Origin of the sequence: Rathayibacter sp. VKM Ac-2929 (assembly GCF_022815495.1) — a bacterium.
In the GTDB taxonomy this organism is placed as follows: domain Bacteria; phylum Actinomycetota; class Actinomycetes; order Actinomycetales; family Microbacteriaceae; genus Rathayibacter; species Rathayibacter festucae.
Genome location: NZ_JALGRV010000001.1, coordinates 954,173 through 968,424 on the forward strand (window position 1 = coordinate 954,173; position 14,252 = coordinate 968,424).

Consider the following 14,252-nt stretch of genomic DNA (forward strand, 5'->3'; position numbering starts at 1 on the left):
CCCGGCGGCGTGCTCAGTCCAGGCGCTCCGGCCGGTCGACGCCGCCCCAGGAGAAGCCGGCCGACGCCGAGAACCAGTCGTCCGCCGATCGGGCGAGCGTGGCGTCCGCCTCAGGTCGTCCGGGCAGCGCCAGGGCCTCGGCGAGACCGGGCAGAGTCCACCGGTCGTCGAGGGCCTTCGCCTGCGCCCGCTGCCAGGCGTCCGAGCAGGCGGGCTCGCCGGCCGCCCGGGTGATCGACGCGGCGCCGGGGGCGGCGCCGTCCCGCACGAGTGCGAGCGCGCAGGTCAGCGCCGCCGTCCGGACCACGCTCCGCGGCGCCCGCGCCGGCTCGGTGGCCCGCACCTGGTCCTGGGCCCCGACGATCGCCGTCAGCGCGAGGAACAGCCGGGTCGCCTCCTCGTCCGGTCGCGGTGCCAGCCGGCCCGGACCGGCCGAGATCGCGGCGGACGCTCCCGGAGGGAGCACCAGGCCGCGGCCGATCCGAGCGGAGTACGCGCTCAGCAGACCGGTGACTCCGGCGTCGCGGCGCGGGTCGCTCTGACCGACCACCCCGCGCACCCCGGGATCGCTCAGCACCCAGACGACGGGGGTGTCGTTGTGGATGGTCAGACTCCGGTGGTCGGCGTCGACGCAGGCCAGCAGATGCCCGGCCAGCGCCTCGCCCTCGCGGTCGAGCACGGAGGAGGCGGCGAGCAGCTCGCGCGGCTCGTCGCACGGCCCGGTCGTCCCGCCGGCCGCGGAGGGCAGCCCGGCGAGGGGAGCGAGGGCGGCGAGGGCGAGCGCGAGCACCGCGATCGCGGCGGCGGAGGCGGCGGTCGCGCCGAGGAGCCGGCCGGGGGAATCGCGGCGACGCACGGCGGCGACGGAGCGATTCGGCCGCACTCCACCCCGCCGCACCCGATCGAGCGCGGACGCCACCGTGCCTCGACGCACCATGCGGGACTCCCTCTGCTCGGAGGCTAGACCCGGAACCGGACCCTGACCAGGCCCTGAGCGCGACCGGTGGGGAAGGGACGGGAATTCCTTCGAGAATTCTCCGGTCCGGTGCATCCGCGGAGGCCCCTCGGCCGGAAGTAGTGGTGAAGGCCCTTCTCGAGAACCCACCGACCCGCCCGCGGGTCCCGTCGTGAAAGAGGAACACCGTGACCACCTCCCGCCTCACCCACCGCCTGCTCGCCGGAGCCTGCCTCGGCACCCTCGCCGTCGCCGGTCTCGCCGCCGCCCCCGCGAGCGCGGCCGACGCCGACTCGGCCGACCTCTACGTGCTGCACGCGGTCCCCGACACCCCGGTCGACGTGTACGTCAACGGAGCACTGACGCTCGACGACTTCACGCCCGGCTCGCTGGCCGGCCCGCTCGACCTGCCCACCGGGACGTACACCGTCGCGATCACCGCCGCGGACGCCGCCGACGCGAGCGCTCCCGTCATCGGCCCGGTCGACCTCGCGCTCGAGGCCGGCAAGAGCTACACCGTCGCCGCGCACCTCACGCCCGAGAACACCCCCACCGCGACGCTGTTCCCGAACGACATCTCCGCCACCGCGGCCGGAGAGGGACGCCTCACGGTCCGCCACATCGCCGCGGCGCCCGCCGTGGACATCCTCGCCGGCGGCTCGCCCGTGCTGACGAACGTGACCAACCCGAACGAGGGCGTCCTGAACCTCGCTCCGGCCACGATCTCGACCGTGGTCGCCGCGACCGGGACCACCACCCCGGTCATCGGCCCGGCCGACGTCCAGGTCCAGGAGGGCGTCAGCACGATCGTCTACGCCTGGGGCAGCCTGGAGAAGGGCAACCTCGCCCTCGCGACGCAGACCATCGGCGGTCTGCACTCCTCGCCGTCCGGTGTCCCCGCCGGTGAGGCCGGCCTCGCCGCCGACAACCGCACCGACGCGGCCGCGGGCTGGTGGGGCGCTGCCGCCCTCGCCTCGCTCGCGTTGATCGGCGCCGCGCTGGTCGGCCGCCGCAAGGCCGCCGCCGGTCGCTGACCGACGCGGACGACCGCCGGTCCCCGACCGGCACCGAAGACCGCCGGCCCGGTGTGCCCCCGCACCCGGGCCGGCCGCCGACCACGACGAGAGGAGGACGTGATGAGCAGGATCCCCACCCGGCCGCGCGCTCTCCTCGTGGTCGGCGCGATCGCGGTCGGCCTCGGCCTCGGCGGCTGCTCGGCACAGGCGGTCGGGGTCGTGCCCGCCCCTGACGCGAGTGCGCCGCTCCCGACGTCGACGCCGGCCGCGATCCCCTCCAGCACTCCCGGCCCGTCCGCCGCCGCGGTGCCGGACGTCCCGGTCGCGGACGCCCGCCTCGGTGCGACTCCCGCGCCGGTGGTGCTCGCGCCGACGCGCCTGGTCGTCGACGGCCTGCCGATCGACATGCCCGTGCAGCCGGTCGGCGTCGCCGACGACGGCACGATGGAGCTGGTCGACGACACCGACGTGGCCGGCTGGTACCGCTACGGCCGGGGGCTCGACGCCGCGGAGGGGACGACCGTGATCGCCGCCCACGTCGACTCCCTCACCTACGGCCTCGGCCCGTTCGCCGAGCTGAAGAAGGCGCAGCCCGGCCAGCGCATCGGCCTCACGGGCGACGACGGCGTCCAGCGTGTCTACACGGTGGACACCGTCGAGACCACGGAGAAGACCACGGTCGACCTCTCCAGCGTCTTCGTCCAGGACGGCGCTGCCCGGCTGGTCCTGATCACCTGCGGCGGCGACTTCGACTACGACACCCGCCACTACCTCAGCAACGTGGTCGTCACCGCGACCCCCTCGCCGTGACCGCCCGACGATGACTCCCGCCGGCCGCTTCCGTGCTCCCGCCGTGAGCGAGCCGTAGCATGAGCGTCACCGCAGCGCCGCCGGCCGCAGAGCCACTCGCGACCGGGCTCCGCTGCCGCCCCCAGTCCAGGAGGACCCCCCTGAGCGACGCCCAGACCCGCGAGCCCGACGACGAGGCCGCCGACGAGCGCGCCCTCGTCCAGCGCCTCGGCCTCCGGTTCGCCGCGGGGGAGGAGTCGGCGCTCGCCGAGGCCTACTCCCGCTGGTCCCCGCTCGTGTTCACCCTCGCCCTGCGCTCGCTCGGCGACCGCGGCGACGCCGAGGACGTCGTCCAGCGGGTCTTCGTCTCCGCCTGGACCGGGCGCGGCAGCTTCGACCCCGGCCGCGCGGCGCTCGGCGCCTGGCTGGTCGGAATCTCGCGCAAGCGCATCGCGGACGCCCACGAGAACCGCTCGCGCGAGCGCCGGCTCACCGCCGCGCTGGTCGCGGTCGCCCCGGCGGACGAGGGCGAGCCGGCGGTCGATCTCGAGGAGCGGGTCCTGGTGGCCGACGAGCTCGCCCGCCTCGACCCTGTCCCGCGGCGGGTGATGAGCCTCGCCTTCTACGACGACCTGACCCACACCGAGATCGCCGAGCTGACGGGCCTGCCGCTCGGCACCGTCAAGAGCCACATCCGCCGCAGTCTCGACAGACTCCGCTCCCGATTGGAGGTGAGCAGCACATGACCCACCTCGATCCCGACGAGCTCGCCCTCCTCGCCCTCGGCGAGGACTCCTCCGCCGACGCCGCCGCCCACCTCGAGGCGTGCCCCGAGTGCGCTCAGCAGCTGGTCGAGCTCGGCCACGCCGCCGGTCTCGGCCGGCAGAGCCGCTCGCTGACCCTCGAGGCGCCGCCGGCGGAGGTCTGGGACCGGATCCGCGGGGAGCTCGCGCTGGGGAGCGCGGATGCGCCGATCGCCCCGGTCACCGCGCTCCCGGTGGGCCGCCACACGCCCTCGCACCGCCGACCGCGCGCTCGCCGGCTGCTCCCCGCAGCGCTCGCCGCCCTCGCGGCCCTGGCGATCGGCGTCGTCGGCGGCTTCTGGCTGCAGGCGTCGCAGGGCACCGACGCGGTCGTGGTCGCCCGCGCCGATCTCGCCGCCTTCCCCGACTGGCAGGGCGCGAGCGGCAGCGCCGAGCTCGAGGACGCCGACGGCGAGCGCCGGCTGGTCGTGCACCTCGACGCGGCCGGCGCGACCGACTCCTACCGCGAGGTCTGGCTGATCGCCGCCGACGCCACCGGACTGGTGGGGCTCGGGGTGCTGGACGGCACGGACGGCCGCTTCACGGTCCCCGCCGACATCGACCTCTCCGAGTACTCGCTCGTCGACATCTCCGAGGAGCCCGACGACGGAGACCCGCAGCACTCGGGAGACTCGATCGTCCGCGGGCCCCTACGCCAGGGCTGAGCGCCCGCGGGCCGGACCGGCCGAGGCGTCAGACCGCCCCGGTCCGCTCCGCCAGCAGCGCGGTGAGGGCCTGCACGGCCGCGGAGGGGCGCTGCGCACTGCAGACCGAGACCTCCCAGACCAGCCCGGGCCAGTCGAGCTCGATCGCGGTCACCCCCTCCAGCGGCGCGATGCCCGATCGGGGGACCACCGCGGGTCCCAGACCGGCCTGCACGAAGAGCGGGATGGCGGGCAGATCGGCGACCTCGGTCGCGACCCGTCGCGTCGCTCCCGCCGCACGGAAGGCCCGGTCCACGCTGACGCGGTTGCCGAAGCCGGACGGGGTGTCGATGAACGCCGCGCCCTCCAGGTCCGCGGGGGAGGGCCGCACCAGCCCTGCCAGCGGGTCCGCGCTGTCGACCAGCAGCACGTACCGGTCGCGGACGACGGTCGTCACGGCGAGATCGTCCAGCTCGGCGACAGGCAGCGCGAGCAGGGCGACGTCGAGCCGGCCACGGCGCAGGTCCTCTGCCAGCCCGGTCGATCCGCTCGGCGAGGTGCGCAGGAGCAGGTCGACCAGCGGATGCCGGCGCCGGAACGCGCCGAGGACACCCGGCAGGTCGAGGATGTCGAGCGCCGAGAAGGTGCCGACCCGGACCCGGCCGCGGAGCCCCGCCGCGTCCTCGGCCGCGAGCGAGCGCATCCGGTCGACGCTGTCGATCGCCGCGCGGGCCGAGGGCAGCAGCGCCTCGCCGACGGCCGTCAGCGCCACGCGCCGCGTCGAGCGGGTGAACAGCGGCGCCCCCAGGTCCTGCTCGAGCGCGCGGACGGTCGCCGACAGCGTCGACTGCACCACGTAGAGGCGGGCGGCCGCGCGGGTGAAGCTGAGCTCCTCCGCGACGGCGACGAAGGCGGCGAGCTGACGATCGTCCATCCGAGAATCATGCAGGATCGTCGATCAATGCGTCCATGATCCTCCGTTGGACGTGGACGATCGGGAGGAGCAGTCTGGGCGCATGCCGACCACCGGAACCCCCGCCGAGCGCACGACCGCCCGCACCGCCTCCTCCGCCGCACGCCGCCCCGAGCTCGGGCACCACCTCGGCTTCTGGGTGATCGCGGTCGCCTTCCTCTCCGTGATGGCCTTCTCGACCGTGCCGACCCCGCTCTACGCGATCTACCAGCAGCGCGACGGCTTCCCCGCCTTCGTCGTGACGGTGATCTTCGCGGCCTACGCCGTCGGAGTGGTGGCCAGCCTCTTCCTCGCCGGCCACGTCAGCGACTGGCTCGGCCGGCGCCGCATCCTGCTCGCCGCGATCCTCGTCGAGGTGCTGGCGAGCATCGTCTTCCTGCTCTGGCCGGACGTGCCGGGTCTGATCGTCGCCCGTCTGCTGACCGGCATCGGCGTCGGCGCGCTCACCGCGACCGCCACCGCCCACCTCTCCGAGCTCCGCGCGATCGCCCGGCCGGAGGAGGGACCCGGCGCCTCGCGCGCCGTCTCGACCCTCGTCAACGTCGGTGGCCTCGCCCTCGGCCCGCTGATCGGCGGCGTCCTCGCGGTGACCGTCGACCGCCCCCTCGTCGTGCCCTACGAGGTCTTCCTGGTGCTGCTCGTCGTGCTCGGCATCGCGGTCGCCCTCGTCCCCGAGACCGTCGAGCGCCGCGAGGAGCTGCCCGCCTACCGGCCGCAGCGGCTCGCCGTCCCCGCCGCCTCGCGCGGCACCTTCCTGTCGGCCGCGGTCGGCGCGTTCGCCGGCTTCGCCGTCTTCGGCCTCTTCACCTCGCTCGCGCCGACCTTCCTGGCCGGCCGCTTCGGTGAGACCTCGCACCTGCTGGCGGGCGTCGTCTCTTTCGGCGTCTTCGCGGCCGGAGCTGTCGCCCAGCTGACCGCCGCGCGCCTGCCCGTCCGCCGCGCGCTGCTCCTCTCCGCCGCGGCCCTCACCGTCGGGCTCGTGCTCGTCACCTGGGGCGCCGTCGCCGTGGTGCTGCCCGCCTTCATCGGCGGCGGCGTGATCGCCGGGGCCGGCGTCGGCCTGATCTTCCGCCTGGCGCTCGGGGTCGCCGGCTCGCTCGCCTCCGAGGAGACCCGCGGCGAGGTCCTCGCCGGGATGTTCCTCGCCTCCTACGTCGGTCTCGCGGTCCCGGTCCTCCTGATCGGTGCGGCGCTCGCCGTCCTCCCCGCGGTTCCGGTGCTGGTCGGCTTCGTGGCGATCGTGCTCGCGCTCGTGCTGGTGGCCATCGCGCGGATGCTGCGCTCGGCCGTCTGAGGACGCCTGCTGCGGGAGGCGGGCGCGGCCCGCGACAGGGGCGGCCCCGGCGCTCCATGATGGAGGCATGAAGCTCTTCTCGTTCGGCCGCTCCGACTCCGACCCCCTGCCCGCCGGCGACCGCGGCTCGGGCAAGCTCGACGACTACGACTACGAGCTGCGGCCGAAGTCCAAGCGCGGTGACACCCTCCTGGGCATCGCCGACTCCCTGCCGCACCAGGACGAGCTGGCCCGCGTGCACGCCCTCGGCGAGGAGGAGATCACGGCGGTCATCCCGCGTCGCACGATCGAGGAGGAGCGCACCGACGCCCCGATGCCGGTCCGGCTCTTCGCGAACCACCGGCCGACCGATCTCGTCGGCTACGTGCCCCGCGGGCTCGAGAACGTGGTCGAGGCGGCCCTGGCCCGGCTCACGGAGGCCGGCAAGCAGCCGCGCATCCCCGCCCGCATCGTGAGGGGCAAGGGCGGTCTCCGGGTCCAGCTGCTGATGCACGAGACCCGTGGCTGACGCCGAGGGCCCGGCCGGCGCCGACCGCTCGGCGGCCGGCTTCTGGGACGAGCCGGCTGCGGCGGGTCCGCCGGCCGGCTGGTACCCGGACCCGGCGCAGGTGAACACGCAGCGCTACTGGGACGGCCGCGCGTGGACCGGCGACCTCGCTCCGCTCGCACCGCCCGCGGCCCCGCTCGGCAACGCCGCCGCGACCGCGTCTCTCGTCCTCGGGATCCTGGGCGTGCTCCTCACCCCGATCCCGCTGTTCATCGGCCTGCTGCTCGGCGGCCCGCTCGACCTGCTCGCCGTCGTCTTCGGTGTCGTCGGACTCGTCAAGGGCGGCGCGCGGCGGGGCGCGGGCGTGACCCGCGCGGTGGTCGGACTCGTCCTCGGCGCGCTGATGCTCGCGGCGATCACCGTCGGGGCCGGCACGATCTGGTAGCCGTGCGGCGGTGATCCCGGGGCGGAGCCGCGCGGCGATCCCGCGGTTCCTGGTCGATCGGGGCCCGCACTGATAGCATGAACCGGTTCCGAATCCGGGAGCGACCGCCGGTCGCCGTCGGGTTCGAACCACGGAGCAGGCCGGCAGGAAGCTGGTCCTCGGTGGTGGAGTCCCGGTTCGCGACATCACGCGCTGCTGCAGCGCAGTGGACGATGTCGGGCAGACCCGGAGCCCTTCTACTGGTGGCCAGCACGAACGCCCTCCACACGACGGCACGGCGCGAAGCCCTGCCGTGGGATCGCGTGCGATTCCTGACCGTCATGCCGCTCCGACGAACGCCGGCGCCCAGAGGGGTGCCGCTGCAGACGTTAAGGAGACAGACCTCTTGGAAGGTCCTGAAATCACATTCGCCGAAGCCGTTCTCGACAACGGCTCGTACGGCACCCGCACCGTCCGCTTCGAGACCGGCCGCCTCGCGCAGCAGGCTCAGGGCGCGGTCGCCGCGTACCTCGACGAGGACACCATGCTCCTCTCCGCCACCTCGGCGTCGAAGAACCCGAAGGACAACTTCGACTTCTTCCCGCTGACCGTCGACGTCGAGGAGCGCTCCTACGCCGCCGGCAAGATCCCCGGCTCCTTCTTCCGCCGCGAGGGCCGCCCCTCCACCGAGGCGATCCTGGTCTGCCGTCTGATCGACCGGCCGCTGCGCCCCTCGTTCGTCGAGGGCCTGCGCAACGAGGTCCAGATCGTCATCACGGTCCTCAGCATCGCCCCGGACGAGTTCTACGACGCCCTCGCGATCAACGCCGCGAGCGCCTCGACCCAGATCTCCGGCCTGCCCTTCTCGGGCCCGGTCGCCGGTGTGCGCCTCGCGCTCATGTCCGACGGCTCCGGCAACGACCAGTGGGTCGCCTTCCCCAAGGCCTCGCAGCTCGAGAACGCCGTCTTCGACCTCACCGTGGCCGGCCGCGTCGTCACCAACGAGGACGGCTCCTCGGACGTCGCCATCATGATGGTCGAGGCCGAGGCCACCGACGTGTCGTGGAACCTCATCAAGGCGGGCGCCACCAAGCCCGACGAGGCCGTCGTCGCCCAGGGCCTCGAGGCCGCCAAGCCCTTCCTCCGCGCGCTCGTCGAGGCGCAGTCGAAGCTGGCCGCCGAGACCGCGAAGCCGGTCAAGGACTACCCGGTCTTCCTGCCCTACGCGCAGGAGACCTACGACAACGTCGCCGAGCTCAGCTACGACGAGCTCGTCCGCGTCTACCAGATCGCCGACAAGGTCGAGCGTCAGGACGCCGACGACGCCCTCAAGGCGAAGGTCAAGGAGCAGATCGCCGAGCGCATCGCCTCCGGCCGCCTCTCCGCCGAGGCCTTCGCGCAGGTCGGCGCCGCGTACAAGTCCGTCACGAAGGTGGTCGTCCGCGGCCGCATCCTCCGCGACGGCGTCCGCATCGACGGCCGCGGCCTGGCCGACATCCGACCGCTCGACGCCGAGGTGCAGGTCATCCCGCGCGTCCACGGCTCGGCGATCTTCCAGCGCGGCGAGACCCAGATCCTGGGCGTCACCACGCTGAACATGCTCAAGATGGAGCAGCAGATCGACTCGCTGTCGCCCGTCACGAAGAAGCGCTACCTGCACCACTACAACTTCCCGCCCTACTCGACCGGTGAGACCGGCCGCGTCGGGTCGCCGAAGCGTCGCGAGATCGGGCACGGCTTCCTCGCCGAGCGCGCCCTCGTGCCGGTGCTGCCGAGCCGCGAGGAGTTCCCCTACGCGATCCGCCAGGTGTCCGAGGCGCTCAGCTCCAACGGCTCCACCTCGATGGGCTCCGTCTGCGCATCGACCCTGTCGCTCCTCAACGCCGGTGTGCCGCTGCGCGCCCCGGTCGCGGGCATCGCGATGGGCCTCGTCTCCGACGTGGTCGACGGTCACACCCGCTACGCGGCGCTGACCGACATCCTGGGCGCCGAGGACGCGCTCGGCGACATGGACTTCAAGGTCGCCGGCACCTCCGAGTACGTCACGGCCATCCAGCTCGACACGAAGCTCGACGGCATCCCGTCGTCGGTCCTCGACGCCGCGCTCAAGCAGGCCAAGGACGCGCGCACCACGATCCTCGCGGTGCTCACGGCGGCCATCGACCAGCCCGACGAGATGGCCCCGACCGCGCCCCGCGTGATCTCGGTCCAGATCCCCGTCGACAAGATCGGCGAGCTGATCGGCCCCAAGGGCAAGACGATCAACGCGATCCAGGACGAGACCGGCGCCGACATCTCCATCGAGGAGGACGGCACCGTCTACATCGGTGCCGTCGACGGACCGTCGGCCGAGGCCGCTCGCGCCCAGGTCAACGCCATCGCGAACCCGACCAACCCCGAGGTCGGCGAGCAGTTCCTCGGAACCGTCGTCAAGATCGCGACCTTCGGTGCGTTCGTCTCGCTCCTCCCCGGCAAGGACGGCCTCCTGCACATCAGCGAGGTCCGCAAGCTCGCCGGCGGCAAGCGCGTCGAGAACGTCGAGGACGTCCTCGGAGTCGGCCAGAAGCTGCTCGTCTCGATCACCAAGATCGACGACCGCGGCAAGCTGTCCCTCGCGCCCGTCGTGGCCGAGGACGCCGAGGCGCCCGTCGAGGTCCCCGCCGAGAGCTGATCCCTCCCGCACGACCGACGCCCGTCCCACTCCGGTGGGGCGGGCGTCCGTCGTTCCCGGGGGTGATGGCCGTCCCCTCCGGTGGGGCGGGCGTCCGTCGTTCCCGGAGTACGGCCGCACCCCGGTGGGCCGGCGGCCCGTCGTCCGTGGGGTACGGTGGCGGGACCGTGCCGTCGCACCGCCCCGACCGGAGGACCCCGTGACCGACTCGACGCCCCCGGCCCTCGCGCCGGAGACGCCCCTTCCGCCCCGCCTCCTCGGAGCCACCGGTCTGCCCGTGCACCCGGTCGCCCTCGACGGCTCCGTCTTCGGCTGGGCCGCGAGCATCGACGAGACCACCGAGGTCCTCGACGCGTTCGCCGAGCTCGGCGGGACGCTGATCTCGACCGCCGACCACTACGCCACCGGGCGCAGCGAGTACATGATCGGCCGCTGGCTCGAGCAGTCCACCCGGCGCGACGAGCTGCTCGTCGCCACCAAGGTCGGCCGCCACCCCGACGCCCCGGGCCTCGCGGCCGAGGACGTGCGGGTCGCGATCGAGGGCTGCCTGGAGCGGCTCGGCACCCGGATCGACCTGCTCTCCTTCGACAGCGAGGACCCGGAGGTCCCGATCGCCGAGAGCCTCGCCGCCGTCGCCCCGTTCATCGAGAACGGCTCGGTCGGCGCCCTGGGCGCGGCGCACTTCAGCGGGGCCGCCCTGGCCGAGGCGGAGGCGGCGGCTCGCGACCTCGGCCTGCCCGCCTTCACCGCGGTGATCGCCGAGTACAACCTGATGGAGCGCAAGCACTACGAGGCCGACGTCGCCCCCGAGGTGCTCCGCCAGGGTCTCGGCACCCTCGCCCGCCTGCCGCTCGCGAGCGGCTACCTGACGGGTCGGCTGCGCCACCGCTCCGACGAGCCGGAGTCGGTCATGTTCGAGGCCGCGCTCGACTACGTCGGCCGGCACGGCAACAAGGTGCTCGCGGCGCTCGACGAGGTCGCGGAGGCGCACGGCAGCAACCCCGGCACCGCCGCGCTCGCCTGGGTGCTCGCGCACCAGGAGGTCTCGGCCGTCATCGTGCGCGCCCGCGGCGCCGAGGAACTGGCATCGATCTTCGGAGCCGCCACGCTGCCGATCACCCGGAGCGAGATCGCCCAGCTCGACCGCGCCTCCGCCTGAGCGGCGCCCCCACAGGTCGGTGGGCAGCACAGGCCGGCCCGGCAGCGCCCCGCCGAGCAGGGGTGCTGCCGGTCCGGCGGTCAGCGACGCAGGATGCGCGCCTCCCACGGCCCGAGCGTCGATCCCGACGCGCCCGCGACGTTGCCCAGCACCGTCTCGGCTCCGGCCCACTCCTCGAGCAGCGCGACCTCGAGCGGCTCGCCGGAGACGTTGCCGACCACGAGCAGCTCGCTCGCCCCGGTGCGGGTGAACGCGAAGAGCGTCGGATGCTCGGCCTCGAGCAGGGCGAAGCGGCCCAGCTGCACCGTCTCGTCCTCGTGCCGCAGCGCGATCAGCGCGCGGTAGTACTCGAAGACGGAGCGCTCCGCCGCACGGTCGGCCGCGACGTTCACCTCGACGTGGTTCGGGTTGACCGGGATCCACGGCTCGCCCGTCGTGAAGCCGGCCTGCGGTCCGCCGTCCCACTGCACCGGCGTCCGCGCGTTGTCGCGGCTCTGCGCGCGCAGTCCCGCGAGCACCTGCTCCGGGTCCTCGCCGCGCTCCTCCACCGCCTCGGCGTAGTAGTTCAGCGACTCGACGTCGCGGAAGTCCTCGATGCCGGCGAACGGCACGTTGGTCATGCCGATCTCGTCGCCCTGGTAGATGTACGGCGTGCCGCGCTGCAGGTGCAGGAGCGTCGCCCAGAGCGTGGCCGACTCGTAGCGCCAGGTGGCGTCGTCGCCGAAGCGGGACACCAGCCGGGGCTGGTCGTGGTTGCCGAGGTAGAGGCTGTTCCAGCCGCGCTCGGCCAGTCCGTCCTGCCAGCGGGCGAGATTCGCCTTGAGGGCGACGAGATCGAGTGGGACCGGGTGGAACTTGTCGACGCCGTGGTCGATCCCGACGTGCTCGAACTGGAAGACCATGTCGAGCTCGCGCCGCTCCGGGTCGGTGACGAGCACCGCCTCCTCGAGCGTGACGCCCGGCATCTCGCCGACCGTCATCAGCGCGGCGTCGCGCCCGGCGAACACCGCCTCGTTCATCTCGCGGAGGTACTCGTGCAGCCGGGGGCCCACCCCGCCGACGATCCCGGAGCCGCCGCCCGGCCCGTCGATCTCCTCGACGTTCTTCGAGACCAGGTTGATGACGTCCATCCGGAAGCCGTCGACCCCGCGGTCGAGCCACCAGTTCATCATCGCGTGCACCGCGTGCCGGACCTCCGGGTTCTCCCAGTTGAGGTCGGGCTGCTGCACCGCGAAGAGGTGCAGGAAGTACTCGTCGGTCGCCGGATCGAGGGTCCAGGCCGGGCCGGAGAAGTAGGAGCGCCAGCCGTTGGGCTCGGCGACGTCGAAGCCCGCCTCCGCGGTCGCCTCGAGCTCGGCGTCCGGCGCGAGCACCGCCTCCCGAGCCGCGTTCTCGCGCCCCTGCCGCCACCAGTACCAGTCGCGCTGCGCGTCCTCCTGCGAGGAGCGCGACTGCACGAACCAGGCGTGCTCGTCGCTGGTGTGGTTCACCACGAGGTCCATCACCAGCTTGATGCCGCGCTCGTGCGCCTCGGCGAGGAGCAGGTCGAACTCCTCGAGCGAGCCGAACAGCGGGTCGATGTCCTGGTAGTCCGAGATGTCGTAGCCGTTGTCGTGCTGGGGCGACGGGTAGACCGGCGACAGCCAGACGACGTCCACGCCGAGGTCGGCGAGGTGGTCGAGATGCGCGCGGATGCCGCCGAGGTCGCCGAACCCGTCGCCGTTCGAGTCGGCGAACGAGCGGGGGTAGATCTGGTAGACGACCGCGCTCGTCCACCAGGGCGTCGCGGGGGTCGGGGTGAGGGGCTCCATGGCCCGAATCTAGCCGCCACCACCGACGCCGGCGGGGTCGCCGCACCGTCGCCGGGCACCCTCGCGAGACCGCCGGAGAACACCGTGTAACGATCGGATTAAGCGTTCCCGAGCGCCCCGCGAGGCGCCCGCCGCGCTCGGATACCCTCGGTCTCGGCGGACCCGACCGCCGCGGGGGAGTGGGCGAGTGGCGAGGGTGAAGGCCGGCTCCGGCGCGCGGACGGTGCGCGGCACCGCGGCGCATCCGCCCCTCGCGGACAGCGGACCCGTCGTGGCCCCCGCCGCCCTCCGGCGCTCGCTCGGCGACACGGCCGAGTCCCTCTTCCCGCTCGTCCTCGACGCCGCAGCGCTCGCGCGGCGCGAGGTCGGCGGCCCCGAGCTGCTCGAGCGCTTCGCGGCCTGGGGCGGCGACGGCGTCGTCGTCGCGGACACGGCCGGATCCGCGTCGGGGGAGGAGCGGATCGGCGCCTGGCTCGCCGGCCACCGCGACCGCGATCGGTTCCGGCTGCTCGGCCGATTCGGCGGCTCCCCGTCCGCCGTCGCCTCCCCGCGCGCCCTGGTGACCCGCGTCGAGGAGTCGCTGCGACGCCTCGGAGTCGAGCGACTCGACGTCCTCGCAGTCCGCCCCGATGGCGCCGGTCGCCTCGACCAGCTGCTCAGCGCCGTCGAGGTGCTGCTCGCGCGCGGTCTCGTCGGCACCGCCGTCGCCTCGGGATTCGCCGCCGAGGAGCTCTTCGAGGCGCGCGTGCTCGCCGGCCACGGCCACCCGCGGTTCGCCGGCGTCGAGCTGCCCTACAGCCTGCTCGACAGCACCCGGGCGGACGGCGACCTCGGTCTCGTCGCGGCCGGCCAGGGTCTCTCGCTGCTCTGCACGGCGCCGCTCGCGCACGGCTTCCTCGACGGCGTCGAGCGCGGACGACGGCAGCTCGGCCGACTCCCCGACGGCGTCCTCGCCGCCGCCCACGTCGGGCGGCGCGGGCGGCGCGTGCTGGTCGCCCTCGACGCCATCGGCGCCGAGCTCTCGGCCACCCCGGCCGCCGTCGCACTGGCCTGGCTGCTCTTCCGGCCGGGAGTGACCGCGGCTGCGGTCGCCCCGCGATCTCCCGCCGACGTCGACGCGGTGGTGCGCGCCGTCTCGCTCGAGCTCGACGCCGGGCACCTGGCGGCCCTGGAGCGCGCCCGCCGCTGACGGGTCGCGCAGGGATCACCCGGTGCAGGTGGCCTAG

At 74.0% G+C, this 14,252-nt stretch carries 13 protein-coding genes; 10 read left to right on the forward strand and 3 right to left on the reverse strand.

Annotation, left to right across the window (positions count from 1 at the left end; all coding sequences use genetic code 11):
- Nucleotides 1-13: 13 nt before the first annotated feature.
- On the reverse strand, nt 14-937 hold the full coding sequence (locus MT355_RS04255) for a hypothetical protein (RefSeq protein ID WP_243598646.1): 924 nt from the start codon (nt 935-937) through the stop codon (nt 14-16).
- Nucleotides 938-1,143: 206 nt separating this feature from the next.
- Between MT355_RS04255 and MT355_RS04260 the strand changes: the two genes are divergently transcribed.
- The 4 genes from MT355_RS04260 to MT355_RS04275 all read left to right on the forward strand — a co-directional run bounded on the left by MT355_RS04260 (nt 1,144) and on the right by MT355_RS04275 (nt 4,228).
- The gene (locus MT355_RS04260; protein ID WP_243598647.1) at nt 1,144-1,989 is read left to right on the forward strand and encodes a DUF4397 domain-containing protein; all 846 of its coding nucleotides are present in this window, start codon (nt 1,144-1,146) and stop codon (nt 1,987-1,989) included.
- Nucleotides 1,990-2,091: 102 nt separating this feature from the next.
- On the forward strand, nt 2,092-2,781 hold the full coding sequence (locus MT355_RS04265) for a class F sortase (RefSeq protein ID WP_243598648.1): 690 nt from the start codon (nt 2,092-2,094) through the stop codon (nt 2,779-2,781).
- Nucleotides 2,782-2,840: 59 nt separating this feature from the next.
- Complete coding sequence (locus tag MT355_RS04270) at nt 2,841-3,506, forward strand: RNA polymerase sigma factor (protein WP_243598649.1); 666 nt, start codon at nt 2,841-2,843, stop codon at nt 3,504-3,506.
- Entirely contained in the window at nt 3,503-4,228 is a 726-nt protein-coding gene (locus MT355_RS04275; RefSeq protein ID WP_243598650.1) for an anti-sigma factor, read from the forward strand. The genes MT355_RS04270 and MT355_RS04275 overlap by 4 nt, the downstream gene beginning before the upstream one ends.
- Nucleotides 4,229-4,256: 28 nt before the next feature.
- On the opposite strand, the gene MT355_RS04280 is transcribed toward MT355_RS04275, so the two are convergent.
- On the reverse strand, nt 4,257-5,141 hold the full coding sequence (locus tag MT355_RS04280; RefSeq protein WP_123447890.1) for a LysR family transcriptional regulator: 885 nt from the start codon (nt 5,139-5,141) through the stop codon (nt 4,257-4,259).
- 82 nt (nt 5,142-5,223) lie between these two features.
- Here MT355_RS04280 and MT355_RS04285 point away from each other — a divergent pair, with 82 nt between their 5' ends.
- The 5 genes from MT355_RS04285 to MT355_RS04305 all read left to right on the forward strand — a co-directional run bounded on the left by MT355_RS04285 (nt 5,224) and on the right by MT355_RS04305 (nt 11,215).
- Nucleotides 5,224-6,474, forward strand: a complete 1,251-nt coding sequence (locus tag MT355_RS04285; RefSeq protein WP_243598651.1) for an MFS transporter — start codon at nt 5,224-5,226, stop codon at nt 6,472-6,474.
- 67 nt (nt 6,475-6,541) lie between these two features.
- Nucleotides 6,542-6,982 carry a hypothetical protein gene (locus MT355_RS04290; protein ID WP_243598652.1) on the forward strand — a complete coding sequence of 147 codons (441 nt, stop codon included), beginning with the start codon at nt 6,542-6,544 and terminating at the stop codon, nt 6,980-6,982.
- Complete coding sequence (locus tag MT355_RS04295; protein WP_243598653.1) at nt 6,975-7,406, forward strand: DUF2510 domain-containing protein; 432 nt, start codon at nt 6,975-6,977, stop codon at nt 7,404-7,406. The genes MT355_RS04290 and MT355_RS04295 overlap by 8 nt, the downstream gene beginning before the upstream one ends.
- Nucleotides 7,407-7,791: 385 nt before the next feature.
- Nucleotides 7,792-10,056, forward strand: a complete 2,265-nt coding sequence (locus MT355_RS04300; protein ID WP_123447886.1) for a polyribonucleotide nucleotidyltransferase — start codon at nt 7,792-7,794, stop codon at nt 10,054-10,056.
- Nucleotides 10,057-10,255: 199 nt separating this feature from the next.
- Nucleotides 10,256-11,215, forward strand: a complete 960-nt coding sequence (locus MT355_RS04305) for an aldo/keto reductase (protein ID WP_185020530.1) — start codon at nt 10,256-10,258, stop codon at nt 11,213-11,215.
- Between the two features lie 80 nt (nt 11,216-11,295).
- Here MT355_RS04305 and MT355_RS04310 read toward each other — a convergent pair whose 3' ends face one another.
- On the reverse strand, nt 11,296-13,026 hold the full coding sequence (locus MT355_RS04310) for an alpha-glucosidase (protein ID WP_243598654.1): 1,731 nt from the start codon (nt 13,024-13,026) through the stop codon (nt 11,296-11,298).
- A 187-nt stretch (nt 13,027-13,213) separates the two neighbouring features.
- Here MT355_RS04310 and MT355_RS04315 point away from each other — a divergent pair, with 187 nt between their 5' ends.
- Nucleotides 13,214-14,215 (forward strand): aldo/keto reductase, encoded by a 1,002-nt coding sequence (locus MT355_RS04315; protein ID WP_243598655.1) that lies wholly within the window; start codon nt 13,214-13,216, stop codon nt 14,213-14,215.
- Nucleotides 14,216-14,252 lie beyond the last annotated feature (37 nt).